General features: G+C 34.7%; 15 protein-coding genes. 7 read left to right on the forward strand and 8 right to left on the reverse strand.

The annotated features are described in order from the left end of the window. Window positions 1-86: 86 nt before the first annotated feature. Window positions 87-1,634, reverse strand: coding sequence for a DUF5723 family protein (locus tag AVL50_RS26075; protein WP_062619947.1), 1,548 nt, complete (start codon window positions 1,632-1,634; stop codon window positions 87-89). A gap of 380 nt (window positions 1,635-2,014) precedes the next feature. Here AVL50_RS26075 and AVL50_RS26080 point away from each other — a divergent pair, with 380 nt between their 5' ends. From AVL50_RS26080 to AVL50_RS26090, 3 genes are all read left to right on the forward strand, one after another. Next, window positions 2,015-3,562: a S41 family peptidase gene (locus AVL50_RS26080; protein WP_371259058.1), complete on the forward strand. Its 1,548-nt coding sequence runs from the start codon at window positions 2,015-2,017 to the stop codon at window positions 3,560-3,562. Between the two features lie 170 nt (window positions 3,563-3,732). Then, the gene (locus tag AVL50_RS26085) at window positions 3,733-4,614 is read left to right on the forward strand and encodes a mechanosensitive ion channel family protein (RefSeq protein WP_062619951.1); all 882 of its coding nucleotides are present in this window, start codon (window positions 3,733-3,735) and stop codon (window positions 4,612-4,614) included. Window positions 4,615-4,730: 116 nt separating this feature from the next. Next, complete coding sequence (locus tag AVL50_RS26090; protein ID WP_062620043.1) at window positions 4,731-5,234, forward strand: glycine zipper family protein; 504 nt, start codon at window positions 4,731-4,733, stop codon at window positions 5,232-5,234. 71 nt (window positions 5,235-5,305) lie between these two features. Here the strand turns inward: AVL50_RS26090 and AVL50_RS26095 are convergent, their stop codons facing one another. The 4 genes from AVL50_RS26095 to uvrA all read right to left on the reverse strand — a co-directional run bounded on the left by AVL50_RS26095 (window position 5,306) and on the right by uvrA (window position 10,346). After that, window positions 5,306-5,989: a spondin domain-containing protein gene (locus AVL50_RS26095; RefSeq protein ID WP_172826918.1), complete on the reverse strand. Its 684-nt coding sequence runs from the start codon at window positions 5,987-5,989 to the stop codon at window positions 5,306-5,308. 198 nt (window positions 5,990-6,187) lie between these two features. Continuing rightward, window positions 6,188-6,934, reverse strand: coding sequence for a ScpA family protein (locus AVL50_RS26100; RefSeq protein WP_172826919.1), 747 nt, complete (start codon window positions 6,932-6,934; stop codon window positions 6,188-6,190). A 7-nt stretch (window positions 6,935-6,941) separates the two neighbouring features. Further along, window positions 6,942-7,502 carry an alpha-ribazole phosphatase family protein gene (gene cobC / locus AVL50_RS26105; protein ID WP_062619955.1) on the reverse strand — a complete coding sequence of 187 codons (561 nt, stop codon included), beginning with the start codon at window positions 7,500-7,502 and terminating at the stop codon, window positions 6,942-6,944. An 18-nt stretch (window positions 7,503-7,520) separates the two neighbouring features. Beyond that, on the reverse strand, window positions 7,521-10,346 hold the full coding sequence (uvrA, locus tag AVL50_RS26110) for an excinuclease ABC subunit UvrA (protein ID WP_062619957.1): 2,826 nt from the start codon (window positions 10,344-10,346) through the stop codon (window positions 7,521-7,523). A gap of 395 nt (window positions 10,347-10,741) precedes the next feature. Here uvrA and AVL50_RS26115 point away from each other — a divergent pair, with 395 nt between their 5' ends. Next, entirely contained in the window at window positions 10,742-11,488 is a 747-nt protein-coding gene (locus AVL50_RS26115) for a 1-acyl-sn-glycerol-3-phosphate acyltransferase (RefSeq protein ID WP_157491560.1), read from the forward strand. Window positions 11,489-11,568: 80 nt separating this feature from the next. Then, window positions 11,569-11,856, forward strand: coding sequence for an Asp-tRNA(Asn)/Glu-tRNA(Gln) amidotransferase subunit GatC (gene gatC, locus AVL50_RS26120; RefSeq protein WP_062619961.1), 288 nt, complete (start codon window positions 11,569-11,571; stop codon window positions 11,854-11,856). 70 nt (window positions 11,857-11,926) lie between these two features. On the opposite strand, the gene AVL50_RS26125 is transcribed toward gatC, so the two are convergent. Further along, on the reverse strand, window positions 11,927-12,823 hold the full coding sequence (locus AVL50_RS26125; RefSeq protein WP_062619963.1) for a 3-hydroxyacyl-CoA dehydrogenase NAD-binding domain-containing protein: 897 nt from the start codon (window positions 12,821-12,823) through the stop codon (window positions 11,927-11,929). Between the two features lie 517 nt (window positions 12,824-13,340). Here AVL50_RS26125 and AVL50_RS26130 point away from each other — a divergent pair. After that, the gene (locus AVL50_RS26130) at window positions 13,341-15,116 is read left to right on the forward strand and encodes a hypothetical protein (protein WP_062619964.1); all 1,776 of its coding nucleotides are present in this window, start codon (window positions 13,341-13,343) and stop codon (window positions 15,114-15,116) included. A 90-nt stretch (window positions 15,117-15,206) separates the two neighbouring features. Here AVL50_RS26130 and AVL50_RS26135 read toward each other — a convergent pair whose 3' ends face one another. Then, complete coding sequence (locus AVL50_RS26135) at window positions 15,207-15,698, reverse strand: hypothetical protein (RefSeq protein WP_062619966.1); 492 nt, start codon at window positions 15,696-15,698, stop codon at window positions 15,207-15,209. 176 nt (window positions 15,699-15,874) lie between these two features. Further along, entirely contained in the window at window positions 15,875-17,068 is a 1,194-nt protein-coding gene (locus tag AVL50_RS26140; RefSeq protein ID WP_062619968.1) for a murein hydrolase activator EnvC, read from the reverse strand. A 317-nt stretch (window positions 17,069-17,385) separates the two neighbouring features. Here AVL50_RS26140 and AVL50_RS26145 point away from each other — a divergent pair, with 317 nt between their 5' ends. Then, window positions 17,386-18,264 carry a GNAT family N-acetyltransferase gene (locus AVL50_RS26145; protein ID WP_172826920.1) on the forward strand — a complete coding sequence of 293 codons (879 nt, stop codon included), beginning with the start codon at window positions 17,386-17,388 and terminating at the stop codon, window positions 18,262-18,264. The last annotated feature ends 30 nt before the right edge of the window (window positions 18,265-18,294 follow it).

Below are 18,294 nucleotides of genomic sequence, written 5' to 3' on the forward strand. Positions count from 1 at the left end.
GGAAAATTTAATTAGGCATACTGCAAATATTGGGCAAGAACTTTTTTTCCATCCAAATCAACTATGCAGAATATAAAAAAACGCCTTTAAAGTTTAAATCTTAACGCTGCCGCAGCTATTGAAATTGTACTTGAGTTGCCAGAAAGTGAGAAGTAAGAAAGAACATCATGAGTTGATACTCCTAATTCATAAAAACCTTTTCTTGAAGTATAAGTCACACCAATAGGAAATTTAAACACATCATTATTACCTCCAAAGTTGAAACCAGTTGAGAATGATAAAAGTTTGAAGGGTTTGAAATCACCGCCAATAGCATAGAGAGGTTCTTGTAAGTTGCCTGGAGCATCATTTTGAGGTATGATAACGTCAACACCTAAATGAACTAATCTGAAGAACTCATAACTAGCACCTAATCGGATAGTCGTAGGTAACTCGATTCTTTGACTTTCGTCTAATATTTGCCAATCTAATGGGTTGTTACTACCTGCAAGTTGTACTGTACCTTCATTCTGAACAAAGATGTTATAATTATCAACTCCTTGACCACGAACTGCTCCTAACGTTACATCATCTACAGAATAGATTTGACCTGTCCAGTTCATTTCTCCATAATTATTAAGAGCAAGGCCAAGTTTAAGATTTCTTTTGATAACAAAGGTGATACCTGCGTCTAGACCGAAGCCACTGCCAGCCGGTTTTGGATTAACAAGTTTTTGAGCCATAGGTCTATCATCAAACGTAGGATCATTTAAACCATCTACCAATACATCAATGGGATTCACAAATGAAGAGGAGAAAATGGGGCTTTGAAATTCTCCATTTTGATTGACATCAAAATCCATAATTAGTAAACCTTGCAAATACCTGACTCCAACACCTCCATAAATGGATAAATCATAGGTTTCTAATAGTTGAACTCCGTAAGAGATGTTGAATTCACGAATCCAAGTAGATTTCATTTTAGTACCATCCAATAATGATGAAAAAGGTTGAGCATCATCCATATTTTCAAAAGTACCACTAACCACTTGATTCAATTGATCATCAGTTAAATTACCAGTGCCATTATGTCTTGGGTTATCAATAATGTCTCCATTTGCCATTACTAGTTTTGGGAAATAGCTAGTAGCGGCACCCATGAACATTAATTCTGAAGTAAAACTATTAGTTACTGTATACGAACTCATTCGGTCCCTAATACTAAAAGCTAGACCACCCATTTTCTTAGGCATTGTCCAACTGAAACCAAAAAGCATCACGTTTGCATCAATTGTTGTGCTTTTATCCGTGAACTTACTGATAGCCTCTTCTCTTTGTGCCAGATCAAAACGCTCAGTTCTGAAATCTGTAATAGCACTGAGGAGCTCATTGGTATTGATTGCTTCAGAACTGAATGCAACATTACCTTCCAGCAGACCGAAAGTAAACTTAGGGTCTCTGTAATTTTTTCTGATGGCAATATTGGCCGGGTTGATGCCAATAGCTTGATAGTCGGATACGAAAGTTGTACCTACCCCACCACGGCCAGTCACTGAATAAACACTTCCTTCACTTTGAGCATAAAGATGATTCGAAAATAGCAATAATAAACTGAAAGCGAGTGAAAAAAATATATGTTTTGTATAAGTTTTCATAAAAGTCTGAAGATAGTTTTTTGGCCTATTTGAATAGAAAGTACCAAGAACACTGCGAACATTAGTGTTAAGAAACGTAAATATAATTAATCGAGCAATAATTTTTAAAGAAATATGAAAATAAGTCTAGATTTCTTAACTTATATTAGTTGCCTAATTTGGTGAAATTTTTGGTAATAAAGTTTTACTTTTGAGAGATAGAGTAAAATCAAAATATTACTGCTATTGCTATCTTCCCTTATCCGTACAAAAAAGAATCATATAATATGAATAAAAGAAAAAAGTTTGTTGTATTTATTGGCCTTAGTTTTCTAACGCTTTTTTTCTTTTCTTTTTCAAGTAACAAGGTTAGTAACCATTACTTTGAAATAGCAAAGAATATGAAAATATTCGCTCAGTTATATCAAGAGGTTAATACGTATTATGTGGATGATGTGAACCCATCTGAAATGATGACCACAGGTATTGAAGCAATGTTGGCTACTTTAGACCCCTATACGAACTATATTCCTGAAGATAAAATTGAAGATTACCGTACTATGACTACTGGTGAATATGGTGGTCTTGGAGTAGTGGTAGGTAATAGAAAAGGGAATATCACAGTATTGCTTCCAAATGAAGGATACCCTGCTTATGAAGCCGGTTTGCAAATTGGCGATATCATAGAAAGAGTGGATGGAGAAGAAATGAAGGGTAAAGGAACGGAAGAAATTAGTAAATATCTAAAAGGACAGGCAGGAAGCGAAGTAGTGCTTACCATCAAAAGGTATGGAAAAGAGGAATCATTTGATGTTCCTGTGAAAAGAGAGAAAATTCAAATTAACAACGTTCCTTATTACGGAATGGTGACGGATAATATTGGGTTGATTCAGTTGACTGATTTTACAAGAAATGCAAGTCAGGAAGTTGGGGATGCTTTGACGGAGTTGAAAGATAGAGGTGCTTCTAAAGTGATTCTTGATTTAAGAGGAAACCCTGGAGGTTTACTAAACGAGGCTGTAAATATTGTCAACTTATTTGTACCGAAAGGTTCTGATGTTGTATATACTAAAGGCCGAATTGAGGATTGGAATAAAACTTACAAAGCAATGAATGCTCCTTTAGATACTGATATTCCAATTGCTGTTTTGATTAATGGAGGAAGTGCTTCTGCTGCAGAAATTGTTTCAGGATCTATTCAAGATTATGACAGAGGTGTTTTATTAGGATCAAGGTCTTTCGGTAAAGGTTTGGTGCAAGCTACTCGCCCGTTGGATTACAATTCTAGATTGAAAGTAACGGTAGCAAAATATTATATTCCAAGTGGAAGATGTATTCAAGCTATTGATTACAGCCATAGAAATGAGGAAGGAGAAGCGACTGTGGTTGCAGATTCTTTAAGAGAGCAGTTTACAACTGCCAATGGTAGAGTAGTGCTTGATGGAGGAGGAGTTGCTCCAGATATTAAAGTTCAGCCTTTCAATTTTGCACAAATTTCGATCAGTTTGATCTTGAAAGGCTTGATCTTCGATTATGCTACAAAATACCATCATGAACATCAGTCTATTGCCCCGGCTAGAGACTTCGAAATATCAGATGCAGAATTTGATGAGTTTATTGCTTGGTTGAAAGACAAAGATTATGGTTATCAAACCAAAGTAGAAGTTTCAGTTGAGGAACTGGAGGAAAGTGCTAAGGCTGATAAATACTATGATGATATTCAGGAGGAAATTGAGACATTGAAGAAAAAAATATATCATAATAAAGAATCTGATGTTATCAAATTCAAGTCAGAGATTAAAGATGTCTTGCAAGCTGAAATCTGTAAAAGATACTATTTGGAAGCAGGTGAGATTGAATCTACTTTCAATGCAGATGTTGATGTGATTGAAGCTGTGAAAGTACTGAACGATACAGAAAGATATCAGAAGATTTTGACATCTAACTAAAAGAAATATCTATAATATGAAGAAAAGGTTATCAGAAACGATAGCCTTTTTTTGTTGCAAAATTTTTTAAAAATTTTAGATCCCTGCTTATATTAGAACTCAAGCAAACTACTTTTCAGTTTCTTAATTCTATTTTTCAAAGCTAGACTCTTCGGATAATTCAAACGATCATGTTCGCAAATAATCATATCATAGACAGCATCCTTGAGATTTTTAATTACTCCTTCGTTATAGGAGGGAAAACTTTCACACCGTTTTCGGTCTTTCAAGTACTCTTCCTTTTTGTTTGTGTTTTTTATTTTTCCAAAAAGGTAAGAGACCTACTTGTCAATAAAATTTTACTGAAATATCATGTCAGTGAATCTCTGAGCTATAACATTGGTAAATTAGTAAGATATGCTTCTACTATTGTTGGAAGTGCAATTATTATTCAAAGTACAGGTATTGATTTGAGTTCATTGCATGTCTTGATTGCATCATTAGGTGTTGGTATTGGTTTTGGTTTACAGACTATTGCAGATAACTTTCTGTCAGGTATTATTATTTTATTTGAACAGCCTATTAAAGTTGGTGATATGGTAGAGGTGGGTGATGTTAGGGGAAGAATAGTTGAAATTTCTTCAAGGTCTTCTACAATTAGAACAAATGATAATATTACAGTTATTGTACCCAATTCTCATTTTATCTCTAACAATGTGATCAACTGGAGTTATAATGAGAAAACGGTGAGACTGAGGATTCCTATTGGTGTGTCTTATAAAGAAGATCCTGAAAGAATAGAGAAAATAGCCGTGGAAGAGGCATTAAAAGTACATGGTGTTTTAAAACATCCTCAACCAGAGTTGATCTTTACAGAATGGGGAGACAGTTCTATCAATTTTACCTTAAATGTGTGGACAGTCCATTATTATTCTCAACCGGATCTATTAAAAAGTAAAGTCTATTACGCCCTCTTTAAAAGATTTAATGCAGAGCAAATTGAGATTCCTTTCCCTCAAAGAGACTTAAACCTAAGAGATGGATGGGAAAAGCTAGAATCGTCAAAAAGTTAGAGTTCATACTACTTTAGTGATAATTTGATATACTTCAATCATATTTTGATAGTCTTATAAAAATGTTGGTCGTTCAACAAAGTATAATTTTTCAAAAAAGACAAATCAATTCTAATATGAAAAAGTTACTTCTTTTTATCAATTTGATCGTATTATCATCTTTCAATATCTATGCTCAGACAGCGTCCAATACTTCCATTGCTAAAAGCTTAGGTTTATTTGTTTTTCCATCTGATGGTCAAGATCAGGCTACTTTAGATGCGGATGAAATGGCTTGTTACAAATGGGCTATTGAACAGACAGGTTATGACCCAATGAACCCTACAAAAATAGAAGCAAAACAAGCAGATACTTCGGCAGATGGTTCGATGGTTGTAGGTGCAGCAGGTGGTGCGGCTGCAGGAGCGGCAATCGGTGCTATTGCAGGCGATGCAGGAAAAGGTGCAGCGATAGGTTCTGTTGTAGGAGGTTTAAAAGGAAGAAGAGCAAAAGTGTATGGCGATGCAGCAGAACAAGCTCATCATAATGAGACGGCGGCTCAACAGGAAAAGGCGTTAAAGGATAATTTCAATAAAGCATTTACGGCTTGTATGAGTGGTAAAGGTTATACAGTTCAATAAAGCTGTGTACTAATAAAAAGGGGAGCATGTTTGCAACTTCATTCAACAGGGAAGTTACAAACATGCTTTTTTTATATTTTTTGAAATCTGAAAGTGGCAACTGCTGGTGTTATTTCAGTTCCATTACCCAAAGGAGCTTTAGTGATTTTGAAGATATTTACAGCTGGTGTAGTGGGAGCATTAGGAGAGGTGAAAGTTTCACCATCATCTGTTCCTGAATCATAATGTGTTGGATCTATTGTTACATCATCAATCCATTCATCGTTTTCATAAAGATTTAAATTTTCTACCGCGACAAACCAGTCTGGACTTGGAGCAATCATCGAAACTAAACTGACATAACTATGATCACTGTTGACTGTAATCTCAAATTCAATTTTTGAAGTTCCAGAAGATAAACCACCCTCACTGATTAGTAAATCTGCTTCTCCTGAAGAAATAATATCTAAAATTTCTGTAGTAAGAGGAGCTTTGCTTCCAGTTTCCGCCATCACTTTAATTCCATTGGTGGCTAATGTATTTTCTTTAAATAAGGTTGTATCTGTATTGTGGGCCATTCCAATTACCCCTGAAAAATGTGAATTGCTGGGGTAGTCTGTTGGATGCGAACTCGCTGACCATGTTCCTTGGTAAGTTACTTTATAAGTTGCAGTAACAGGATCATCGTCTTCAGGTGGTTGAACATTATCATCATCATTTGAACAGCTTAGTAAAATACCGATGAGTAATAGAGATAGAATTTGTAGGTTTTTCATAATATAATTTTGTAGCAATTTAAATTTTGTAAGTCCCAAAATGAACACGAGGGAACTTTGGTACTTAAGCATAAAGATACTTTATTCCAAACCAACGATATGTGAAGAGCATCACATTTTGAAAAAAACTTATATTAATCCTTTTTTTATTGACGATAAGTACAAATCTGAGACAAGCGACTTGGTTTTGTAGTTGTATTAAGCGGCCTCCTCTTCTAATCGTTTTATATCAAAATTATTGAAGCCTTCATGGACCACAATTGTGATTTTATTTTGAGAAAGTAATTCTAATACAGCAAGAAAGTTGAAGACAATAGCCACATTATTGAAATCTTCTTGAATTAGCTCCATAAATGAAAACTCCTTTCGTGTTTCAAGTCTTTTGACAATAGTATCTTGACGTTCCTCTTGAGAATACGGATAAGGAACCACTTGATGTCGGGGAGCATTTTCTCTCGCCTCTGCTTTTCTTAATGCAGTTTGATAGAATTTGAGTAGTTTGAAAAGGTCAATGTCTTGCAGTTCCTGTTCGACACCAATTTCTTCTTCTAATTGCTGTACTTCTGATTGAATATTTCCTCTTTTTTCACGGTCAAGCATGTCTGCTTCCCATTCTTCAAGCGTATTAAGTACAGATTTGTATTTCATGTATTCCAAGAGGTGTTTGACAAGCTCATCTCTTGGATCAATATCATTTCCTTCTTCATCTTTTTCTACTCTAGGAAGAAGCATTTTGGCTTTAATTCTCATCAAAGTAGCCGCCACAACAATAAAATCACTTGCCAATTCGATATTCAACCTTTCCATTTCTTCCATGTATTCCATAAAATCATTGGTAATACTGTAGATTGGAATATCATGAATGTCCAATTCATCTCTTTGAATAAAGAAAAGTAAAAGGTCAAAAGGACCTTCGAAAATAGGGAGATTGATTTCGAAACTCATGAAAAAATTATAAATGTAAGTGGATACGACCTGCTTCGTTTAATGAAAGCTTGATGACTTTCCCAAAGTTAAATTGAAGTCTGAAAATGTTTTTAAGTGGCATTTCTAAAAAATGAGCAAGGAAAATTCTCATCACAACACCATGTGCTACTAGGGCAATTTTCTCTCCTTCCTTATAGTTATTGATTTCATTCCAGAAAGAAATCAAACGTTGCTCTACAAGTTCCAGAGATTCACCATTGGGAGCTGCAACTGTATCAAACTCTTTCGACCATTGTGCTAATTCAGTTTTAATGTCCACAAACTTTTTCATTTCCCAATCACCATAGGAAATTTCCATAAGCCTTGGCTCACTTACTTTCATGTCGCACTTTAATGTCTCAGCCAGCACCTTACACCTTTTGAGAGGGCTATAATACACGGAATTGAATTGCACGTGCTCAATTGTTTCTTTTATGGTTTCCACCTCCTTATCGAATGAGTCTACCACATCTAAGTCTGTTTGTCCGTAAAGTGTTGTGTTAGCATCAATATCAGGTGTAGTGTGTCTGATAAGATAAATTGTCATGCTCATAGTTGTACTTTGCTAAGCGTTTTGCATTGCCGATTGTAAGTATTGTGCAGTGTATCCATCTTTGATCTTGATCAGCTCGTCAGGCTTTCCTTCAAAAACAATAGTACCGCCATTTTTACCACCTTCAGGTCCAATATCAATCACCCAATCTGCCGTTTTGATCACTTCCACATTGTGTTCAATGATGATGGCTGAATGCCCTTTGTCAATCAGAGCATTAATAGATTTCATTAGTTTATCGATATCATGGAAATGAAGTCCTGTTGTAGGTTCGTCAAAGATAAACAATACTTTTTCACTTTCCTTCAATGTTCCTTTTGCTAGGAAAGAAGCCAACTTTACTCTTTGTGCTTCACCGCCACTGAGCGTATTAGAAGACTGTCCTAGTTGAACGTATCCTAAACCAACATCAAGTAATGGTTGAAGACGTTGGATAATTTTCTTTTGATCACTGAAAAACTCTACAGCTTCATCAACACTCATGCGTAAAATGTCAGAGATGCTTTTCTCCTTATATTTTACATCCAGAATTTCCTTCTTGAAGCGATCTCCATTACAACTTTCACATGGAAGATAAATATCCGCCATAAATTGCATCTCGATTTTTGTTGTTCCCTCACCTTGACAAGCTTCACACCTTCCTCCATCTACATTGAAAGAGAAAAAGGCAGGTTTATAGCCTCTTTGAGTGGATAGTTCTTGTTTGGAGAACAGCTCTCGGATGGCATCGTAGGCTTTTACATAAGTAACAGGGTTGGATCTTGAAGACTTACCTATAGGATTTTGGTCTACAAATTCCACTCTGTTGATGGATGAAATATTACCATCAATCTGGTCAACCTTTGGCTTTTCATCTGTGTGCTGTCCCATCGCTCTTAATAAAGCTGGGGTAAGGCACTTTTTAACCAATGTAGATTTTCCTGATCCAGAAACACCCGTAATACAGGTCACTGTTCCTAGTGGGAATTTTACATCTATATTTTTAAGATTGTTTTCTCTTGCTCCTTTGATCTCAATGTACTCATTCCATTTTCTTCGTTTTTCAGGAGTTGGAATAGTCGCTTTTCCACTCAAATAACGAGTGGTATGAGAGGTGTCTGGGTTTTCTATTGCTTCTTGGATTGTACCTTGAAAACGTAATTCACCCCCATAAGTACCGGCATCAGGTCCAATGTCAATGATCTGATCGGCGGCTTTCATTACTTCTTCTTCATGCTCTACTACAATCACTGTATTGCCGAGTTTCTTTAATTCTAAAAGAACAGAAATCAGGTTTTGAGTATCTCTAGGATGAAGACCAATACTAGGTTCATCTAGAATATACATAGAACCTACCAAAGCACTACCCAGAGAAGTGGCTAATTTGATACGTTGGTACTCACCACCCGAAAGCGTTGAGGTAAGTCGATTGAGTGTAAGGTATCCCAACCCGACTTTATTCATGTATTTTAAGCGGTTTTTGATTTCCGCCAATAAGCGGTCCGCAATTTTATGATCATGTTCGCTGAGCTGTATGTTATTGAAGAATACTTCACTTTCTGCAATTGGCATTAATACAACATCCACAATAGACTTGCCATCTACTTTTACATATGAAGCATCTTTTCTCAATCTTGAACCATGACATTCAGGACAGGTTGTTCTACCTCTGTATCTAGAAAGCATTACTCTGTACTGAATTTTATGTTTCTTTGATTCTAAATGATCAAAGAAAGCATTGATGCCTTTAAACTTCCCTTTTCCTTTCCAAAGGATGTCTTTTTCATCAACAGATAATTCACTGTAAGATCTGAAAATAGGGAAATTGGTTTCGTGTGCAGTATCTAAGAGAGGTTTCAGCCACTTTTTCATCGTTTCTGTTCTCCAAGGAATGATGGCATCATCAACAATAGAAAGTGATTTGTCAGGAATCACTAAATCTTCGTCAATACCCAATACTTTACCAAAACCCTCACATCTTTTACAAGCTCCATAAGGGTTATTGAAGCTGAATAAATTGACACTTGGTTCTTCGAAAAGCATTCCATCAGCCTCAAATTTATCAGAGAATGTTTTGATAATACTCTCTTCACCTCTTTTTACAAATTCGATTTTACACTCTCCTCTACCTTCAAATAATGCTGTTTGAACAGAATCTGCAATTCTGAATTGATTTTCTTCATCCCCTTTTTTTACAGCATTTCTATCGATCAGCATTTCAAGGTCATCCAAAACAATCTTCTCACCTTTATCCAATTGATCCAAAAGCTCTTCGATATATACAATATCTCCCTTCATAATCACTCTGGTGAAACCTTGCTGAAGTAATAATTTCAATACTACATCAATGGCTCTTCCTTCTTGTAACCCAAGTGGGCACGATACTATAAATCGGCTCCCTTCATCAAAGGAATAGATATAATTCACAATATCGGTAACGGATGATTTAGCTACTTCTTGCCCAGAAATAGGAGAGAAGGTTTTACCAATTCTAGCAAAAAGGAGTTTGAGGTAATCGTAGATTTCAGTGGTAGTACCCACTGTAGATCTAGGGTTTTTGGTAGAAACTTTCTGTTCTACAGCAATGGCAGGGCAGATACCTCTGATGTATTCTACCTCCGGTTTCTCCATTCTCCCTAAAAATTGACGAGCATAGGAACTTAGACTTTCCACATACATTCTTTGGCCTTCCGCAAAGAGTGTATCAAAAGCCAATGATGATTTACCAGACCCAGAAACACCTGTGACTACCACAAAACTATTTCTTGGGATGGCAACATCAACACTTTTCAAGTTGTTTACTTTTGCCCCTTTAACAATAATAAAATCTTTAGGATTTAATTGATCTACCGACTGCATATAAGAATGGATATTTACTGAACTACAGAGTATAAAATTAAGCGATCTCTCTCTATTTTTGACTATCAAATAAGAAATATCTACATCATTTTTTGAAAAAGGGCTTTAATTCTTTCACGGTGAAAAAAATCTAATAAAAATCATGTCAGTTTTTTTTAAATGCTAATAGTTTTTATGATTTTTGAACGGTTACTTCTACAATTGAGTATTCGAAATGTGGATTCAATTGTTTTTTAAGTGCAGAGAAAGTGTTTCAAGCATACTTTAAGTATTCATGTTACTTTATATAAATTACCGCACACACTCAAGCGAAAATTTTTCTTCCTATTTTTTAGTTTGTCGAAGAGCATATCTTGATTGTGTTTGAAAGTACATCTTACTATAATTTTTTAAGAATGGCATTTATTCTAAAACTATATTTGATTTGGGGAGTCAGTATTTTTGCATTAGGATTGATATTGCTTTATCCATTTTTTGCTATCATTATCTGGTCTTCCAATGAAAAACTACTAAAATCAACTTATTATTTCAATAGATTATGGGCTAGGTTTACTTACTTCATGATCTTTGTTCCTGTGACACGTATTAGAAAAGCTAAACTCAATACCAAAGCGTCTTATGTTTTTGTGTCTAATCATTCTTCTTTCTTGGATATTCCAGCTATTCAGTTGATTGTAAATCAATTTGTGGTTTTTTTAGGGAAACGAAGTTTGGCCACAGCTCCTTTGTTTGGGTGGATGTTCAGAAACCTACACATCTGTGTGGATAGAGGTAACCCTGAAAAAACAGAAGAGATGTTTAGAAAATGCCTCAATAAGCTGAATCAAGGTTTCAGCATTGGTGTTTTTCCAGAGGGTACACAAAACAGAACACCGCCAACATTGAATAAGTTTAAGGATGGTGCGTTTATCATTGCTATTCGTTCACAAAAGCCTGTGGTGCCGATTACCATTGTAACAAATTGGAAGATTTGGCCAGCATTAGCTCCAAGATTGTCATGGTCACCTTTGATACTTGTCCAACACGAACCCATTTCAACGGAGGGAATGACACTTAATGATGTGGCAACCTTACGGGATCAAGTGAAGGAAGTGATTGAATCAGAACTAAAATTACGTTATCCAAAAGAATATAATTTGTAAAATATTGATGTAAATTTTACAGAATTATTAAAAAATGACGTAATTAGTGTTTTAGAGTGAAAAATTAAGCTATTTATTTTATGATTATTGATAAAGAAGCTATAGAGAAAATTGCTCATTTGGCTCGTTTGGAAATGGATGAGAAGAGTGAGGAAAAAATGCTGAAGAGCATGAATGAAATTGTGGAATGGGTAGCAAAATTAGAAGAGGTTGATACTGAAGGTGTAGCACCTCTAACTCACATGACACAAGAGCAAAGCGTTTGGAGAGAAGATAAAGCTGAATATACGCTTAGTCACGAAGATGCTTTGAAAAATGCGCCGAAGAAAGATGCGGACTTTTTCAGAGTACCTAAAGTATTAGACTAAGACGGTTATTCAAATTAAAAACTCCTTAAGTTCAAGTAGAGCTTAAGGAGTTTTTTTTACGCTTGTTTCTTTATACTTTTAAAAAGGATTCCCGACTATGTGTAGGGTTGGGGTATTTGTAAAAACCTTCACCTGAGATAATACCTAATTTACCCTCTTTAATATATTTATTATTTATAAAGTCAGCATTTGAAATACGCTGTGGATCGTTCTCTTTTTCCCCTAAATATTTTTCGATATTATATACCGTATCTAACCCCACAGCATCCATAATTACAAAAGGTCCATATTTGTTGCCAATTGACATCCATGATCTATCAATGTCTTCAAAAGAAGCAATTCCTTTCTGAAACATGGTTAATGCAGATGACAACATTGGAATAAGAAGAGAATTTAAAATATAACCACTATTTTCTTTTTGTAATACAATAGGTAATATGTCCAGTGCTTTTATAAAATTGATCAGAGTTTCGATGACGAGTAAATCAGTGTCAGGGTGCCCCATAATTTCCACAAGGCTATTCTCCCAAATTCTATTGGTGAAATGGGCGCCGACAAATTGTTGTGGATATTTGAAATGAGGAGCTAGATCGCTCGGAACAAAAGAATCACTATTGGAGGCGATAATAGTATACGGTGAAATGTATTGCGAAATTTTATGATAGAAATCTATTTTAGATTCCATTTTTTCAGGAATTGATTCAATAAGAAGGTCACAGTCAGTGATGGCTTCTTCAATGTTGCTGGTGTAACGTATTTGTGCTAAAATATTTTCAGCTTCAAGCTCACTGATCATATTTTTTTCTACAAATGTTGATGCAAACTTCTCATGAAGTACCTTGCCAATCTCTAAACCAATATCTGAGGCATCATATAATATCACGGAATAGCCTTTGAAGGCTATGTACCAAGAAATTTCAGCACCCAAAGTGTCAGAGCCAGCAATAGTGATAGTTGTAAAAAACATATAACAAAAGGTGGAGTTACAATGTAGTAGTGATTATTTATTCCGATAAATTAGAACATTAATATACCAAAATAAAAATGAAATCTAATAAAGATAAAGAGGTTGTTTTGAAAGAAAAGATGCATGAGAGAACCTTTTTTATGCTCATCACATAATAACCTTCACAATCACAGGTGGAAATAAATTTCACACTGAGAAAATTGTATCTTAAAAAGGTAACTTTTATAGCGTTAGATCTTTTTCAGTGAAACTTTCTTCTAAAGGAGATAATCTGCTTTTTTATGGTTTTTAGGCTGTTTTTTTATATCGATCAATGTTCTTTCTCTATAGGATGTAACAATTTATCACTTACTGATTTTCTTTTTTTACGGTGTAGCACTATGTTATGTAAATTTTAAATTATTACCTTTGGTTCACTAATATAAAGCAACATTGCTACTTTCTACTTTTTAATTTTCGCCTTAGTATTAGGACACTCGCCTGGTACAACTCAAAATTTTTATTAAATAAATCTATTATGAAAGAGCTAACGAAAGCAAGTTTATTGCTATTACTCGCATTCATTGGTTTCTCGTGTCAACACAAAAATGAGGAGCTGACTAATGTAAGTGAAGAACTGTATTCTAGTTTGAGAATGCCGTTCAATCAAAGAGTATTTTTGTTAAATTCAGCCAATGGAAAATCTATTATTTATGAAGTGAATTATGATTTCCAAGGATTACAAGGAGAGGCAACTCTAACAGAATTAGAGACCTCAGAACAAATTCCTGCCGGAGGCCACATGTGTATTTCACCTGATAATAAATACATCACTGTTGTGGTGGCTAAAAAGAGTAAAATCTTTTTAGTAGATATTGAAACAGGTGAGGTAAGATCTTCTATTCTGATGGGATATAAGCACCATCAGTTGAATACAAGTATTGATCAAGTGAGAGCAAATCCTCAAGCTTATTACATGAGAAAAATTGGTGGTATCACGCAGGTAGATGTTGATCAGGAAGGTTACCTATTCATTGCTGGTAAAGCTGGTTTTTATAGAGTAGTTTCTGATAAAGGAAATGGAACTGTGGACCCTTCAGGTATTAATACAGGGAAAGATATTTGGACAGAAATCTGGAATAGACAAGATCCTTCATTGAGCAACAATGAAAATTGGGTACATGCTTTAGAATATAAGTTCTCAAATAATCTAGAAGTTGAATCAACAGAAGATGGTGAAGAATACTTTGAAGATGTTACACCATTTAATCCTAAAAAAGTGCGTTTCCAAGGTGGTGATATTTTGTTTACTCAAAATGCTTCTGAAACAGATGGCTTTGAGCAACAACGATTGATCTCTTTCTCGCAATGGAAAGGTGGTACTGCAATTTACCTTGAGCTTCAATGGAACTATGAAACAATGGAGATCTCTTTTGATGCAGGAAAAATATTTGGAGGTTTGAACAAGGCAAGAGATCCAGAGACTAAGAGCAGAAGTAGAAGAGCAGGCAGGGTAACAGGTGCTGCTTTAACAGGCGATAACTTAGTGATGACATCTCACCATAAAAGTAACAACTTACAGTTGAGAACGCTGGACGGTGAAATTGTAGATGCTGAAATTGCCATGCAGATGAGTGATGGAAGCCCAGGTTTGGTTCACAATTGGGGTGATATGGCTTCTACACAGGCTTTTGATAAAAATACGTCTAACACTTCAAGCTTAAGCAACAAAGAGTTAAATGGAGAATATTACAATGCTTGGTACAGAGGAGATTTGCCAAATCATCAATATGCCGAGGTGAAAATTTATCGTCCGGGAATTAATGTGGAGCAGTATGAAGTTTTAGATTTATCAGAAGATAATCATAACATCTCTACACAATCTAGACGTAATTCAGCAAATGCTGACATTGCAGATTACAGTAAGAACGGAAGTAAGTTTGTTTCTCTTGGAGGTGGTACAATTTTAATGCGTTTCCCATCTAATGTTATGATTAATGAAAACACAGTTCTTCAAGTGGTTGAAACTTCCTGGAACAAATCAGCGGAGTATGCTACAATAGAGGATGCTTTCAATGCTTATGGTGAAAAAGCAGAAGTATCTATTCTTATCGGCAACAATGCAAGATATTTCAGTGATGAGTTATTAAATGATCCAAATTGGGTGTCTCTTGGTCATGCATCAATTGCTAATAATGAGTTTGATTTAGGAACTTATTCTGGAGAATTTACTTGGGTGAAAATTGAAGACAACGCTTCTGATACACCTGACGGGTTTGATGTAAACTTTATATCTACTTTTGATAATCAATAATAATTGATTGATATTTTGATATAAAAACGGGCCATTTCATGAAAGTGAAATGGCCCGTTTTTTGGCAGTTTGTTGTATTTTTTGGTAGAACTAAAGATTATTGACCAATGGTAATTCTTGTGTCATACTCAAGTCAATTACTGTATTCAGTTGTCCCATAATTTGTACAAAACGAGCGGCAGTTTGAGTAGAAACTACTTTTTTCATCGCCTTGAAATATTTTTGATTTAATGTGATTTCTTTTTTGTTCAGCTTAAAACTGGCATTCATCAACTCTTCAGTTCTTTTCTCATCCAATGTTTCAAAGCTTTCAGCATATTCTTTCAATAAAGCATATTGCTCATTTAAAAGCTGACTTTGCTCGTATTCATATTTATCATAAACAGGCCAGAATTGTTCTGCCTCCGCTTCCGATAAATTCATATTTTCTTTAAGAACTCCTCTTTTCTCCGCTTTAATTAATGTTTTTATCGTTTCAAAGTCCATATTCTGACCTTGAACCTTGCTAGTATAAGAAGGAGTTTGAGCATACAGATTGAAGCATACAAAAAGAGCGACGATAGTACCAATAAGTTTTTTCATAATATCTTGTTATCTTATATTTTCAGTTTTTATCAACGTTATAAAACGCACTGAGTTCCTAAATGAGTATTAATAAAGGTAAATGCTTAATTAAATATCCTAAAAAGAAAGGTAAAAAATAAATTATAGTGTACCCACATTGAGTGTTTATCTTAATAATTATAATCTCTATAAGACTATTCCTTTTTACTAAGCCACTCTTCAGGATCTAATTTTTCCCCTTCCATATTCCAAATCTGAAATTGTATTTCAAAAGTACCATCTGCATTTTGTCCTGCATTGCCAAGTTTTGAGTTAATGGAAACAACATCGCCTACCTTTACATTGACTTTGTTGAGTTTGGAATAAACCGTAAAGAAATTATCATGTCTAAGCATGATCACATTCTGTAAGTTGGGAACTTTTGTTACAGCTGTGACTACTCCACTGAATACACTTTTTACAATAGCATTTGGTTTCACTCTAAGGTCAATACCATGGTTTTCAATGGTCACTCCAGAAAGAATGGGGTGGGGACGAACGCCAAAATGATTTGTAATCATACCACCTTCCACAGGCCATTTCAGTAAGCCTTTTGTTTCTAGGAAGCTTTTGGTTGTGACGTTCTTATTGTTGATTTTATTTTCAGCAGTTGCAGTAACTTCTATTTCGTCTTCAAAAATATTTCCTTCTTTTGAAACATTAGATGTCAATGCCAGCATCTGTCTTTGAAGTTCAGACAAGGCTTTTCTGTCCTTTTCAAGCTGTACGATTAATTCTCTTTCCTTAAGCTTCAAGTCGCTGACTACTTTGGTTTGTCGTTCTTTCAAAGACTTAAGTTGTAAAAGTTGAACTCTTTCTTCTTCTAGTAAAGCAAAGGATTCTTTATTTCTAGCTTCAATTTCCTCTTTCTTATTGATCAGTAATTCTTGAGATCTTTCAATTTCTAAAATCTGTTTTTTCCTGACATCTTTGTAGTGCTCAAGGTAATTGGCCCTGCGGACAAATTGTGTAAAATTTTCACTCGAAAAAATATAAGCAAGTTGTTGAAAATCGCCTCCAGTTTTATACGCAGCATAAACGAGTTCAGCGTATTCTTCTTTTAAAAGTTCAATTTTTCGTTGCAGTGAATCAGCTACAATGATGGCTTCTTTTTCCTCATTTTGTGCTTCTGTGATTCTATTTTGAATTTGATGTAGATAATGTTCACGCCCTTCAATTTGTGCTTCAATATCATTGAGTTCACTTAAAGAAGCTTCTTTCTTATATTGAGTATCGTCTAAAATAGCCTTTGTTTTTGCAATTTTATCTTTAGCTAATTTAATGTCTTTCTGAGCTAAAAGGGAATGAGCGATAAATGTTATTAAAAATATTAAAGCTATTTTTTTCATTAATTGATTTATATACAAGACCTGAAAAAGTGAATCACAAAGAGTCGAAATGACTTTTTCTTCATAGGAGAAAAATGACTTAATTCTTATTTTTTCCTCTATTCTGAGGAATATCAGTCAATCACTTATCTTTATTGAAAATAATATTTAAAAGTGCTAAGTCAAAAATAGTATAAAGTAATTTTGATTTAGTCCTTCAACATATTTATATAAAAAATCGTACCTCTATTAAAAATTAACAATTGAAACAGGATCTTAAAATAAGGAAATATTCATTATCTGATAAGACTCAATGGAATAATTTTGCTGGAAATTGCATGCAGCAACATTTTTTCTTTCAGAGGGACTTTATGGAATATCACCGAGATCGCTTCACAGATTTCAGTCTTATCATCGAAGATCAGAATAATAATATTGTAGCACTTTTTCCTGCATCAATAGCGAACAACATAGTTTCTTCTCATGCAGGTTTGACCTTCGGCGGATTGTTATACAAAAAGAGAACTTTTGTTCAGAAAGTAATCGCTATTTTATCGGCGGTAGAACAATTTTGCTTAAACGAGGGTGTTCAAAAAATTGTATACAAAGTGATCCCTTACATTTATAAATCAGAGCAAGGAGAAGAAGATCAATATGCCCTTTTTATGAATGACTGGAAATTGATAAGAAGAGATTTCAGTACGATTATTAAAAGAGACACCCCTTTTGTACCTGACAGATCAAGAAGGAAGAATAATAAAATAGCACTCCATCAAAATATTGAAATACAGCCTTCGGATGATATTGTGACTTTTTGGAACCTATTGAATAATAATTTAACAACAAGACATCAAGTAGCTCCTACACATTCACTGAAAGAACTTCAATTCTTAATGGATCAATTTCCAGAAAATATAAAGTTGATAGGGGGCTTTAAGGATGGGAAAATGTTGGCAGGAGCCATTGTGTTTTTGACACCTTATGTTTGTAAATTTCAATATTCTGTAAACTCTTTAGAAGGAAGAGAGTTTAAAGTATTAGATGCTGTTTTTTTATCTATTATCAATGAAAACAAAAGATCTTATATTGATTTTGGACATTCCTCGGAAAATGACGGGAAATACCTAAATGAAGGTTTGAGTAAATTTAAGTTTTACTTTAATGGAGAAGCATCAGTCTGTGATTTCTATGAGAAAGATCTCACAGCAAATTTGTAGTCTTAATAGAAACTATAGAAATTTGTAATT

It is taken from the genome of Flammeovirga sp. SJP92, assembly GCF_001583495.1.
Classification (GTDB): domain Bacteria; phylum Bacteroidota; class Bacteroidia; order Cytophagales; family Flammeovirgaceae; genus Flammeovirga.

Coding starts and splice junctions, on each gene's coding strand:
- AVL50_RS26140 (WP_062619968.1), bottom strand. CDS start 17,068: ATGAAAAAAATAGCTTTAATATTTTTAATAACATTTATCGCTCATTCC.
- uvrA (WP_062619957.1), bottom strand. CDS start 10,346: ATGCAGTCGGTAGATCAATTAAATCCTAAAGATTTTATTATTGTTAAA.
- AVL50_RS26075 (WP_062619947.1), bottom strand. CDS start 1,634: ATGAAAACTTATACAAAACATATATTTTTTTCACTCGCTTTCAGTTTA.
- AVL50_RS26095 (WP_172826918.1), bottom strand. CDS start 5,989: ATGAAAAACCTACAAATTCTATCTCTATTACTCATCGGTATTTTACTA.
- AVL50_RS26085 (WP_062619951.1), top strand. CDS start 3,733: ATGTTCGCAAATAATCATATCATAGACAGCATCCTTGAGATTTTTAAT.
- gatC (WP_062619961.1), top strand. CDS start 11,569: ATGATTATTGATAAAGAAGCTATAGAGAAAATTGCTCATTTGGCTCGT.
- AVL50_RS26145 (WP_172826920.1), top strand. CDS start 17,386: ATGCAGCAACATTTTTTCTTTCAGAGGGACTTTATGGAATATCACCGA.
- AVL50_RS26090 (WP_062620043.1), top strand. CDS start 4,731: ATGAAAAAGTTACTTCTTTTTATCAATTTGATCGTATTATCATCTTTC.
- AVL50_RS26080 (WP_371259058.1), top strand. CDS start 2,015: ATGAAAATATTCGCTCAGTTATATCAAGAGGTTAATACGTATTATGTG.
- AVL50_RS26115 (WP_157491560.1), top strand. CDS start 10,742: ATGGCATTTATTCTAAAACTATATTTGATTTGGGGAGTCAGTATTTTT.
- cobC (WP_062619955.1), bottom strand. CDS start 7,502: ATGACAATTTATCTTATCAGACACACTACACCTGATATTGATGCTAAC.
- AVL50_RS26135 (WP_062619966.1), bottom strand. CDS start 15,698: ATGAAAAAACTTATTGGTACTATCGTCGCTCTTTTTGTATGCTTCAAT.
- AVL50_RS26130 (WP_062619964.1), top strand. CDS start 13,341: ATGAAAGAGCTAACGAAAGCAAGTTTATTGCTATTACTCGCATTCATT.
- AVL50_RS26100 (WP_172826919.1), bottom strand. CDS start 6,934: ATGAGTTTCGAAATCAATCTCCCTATTTTCGAAGGTCCTTTTGACCTT.
- AVL50_RS26125 (WP_062619963.1), bottom strand. CDS start 12,823: ATGTTTTTTACAACTATCACTATTGCTGGCTCTGACACTTTGGGTGCT.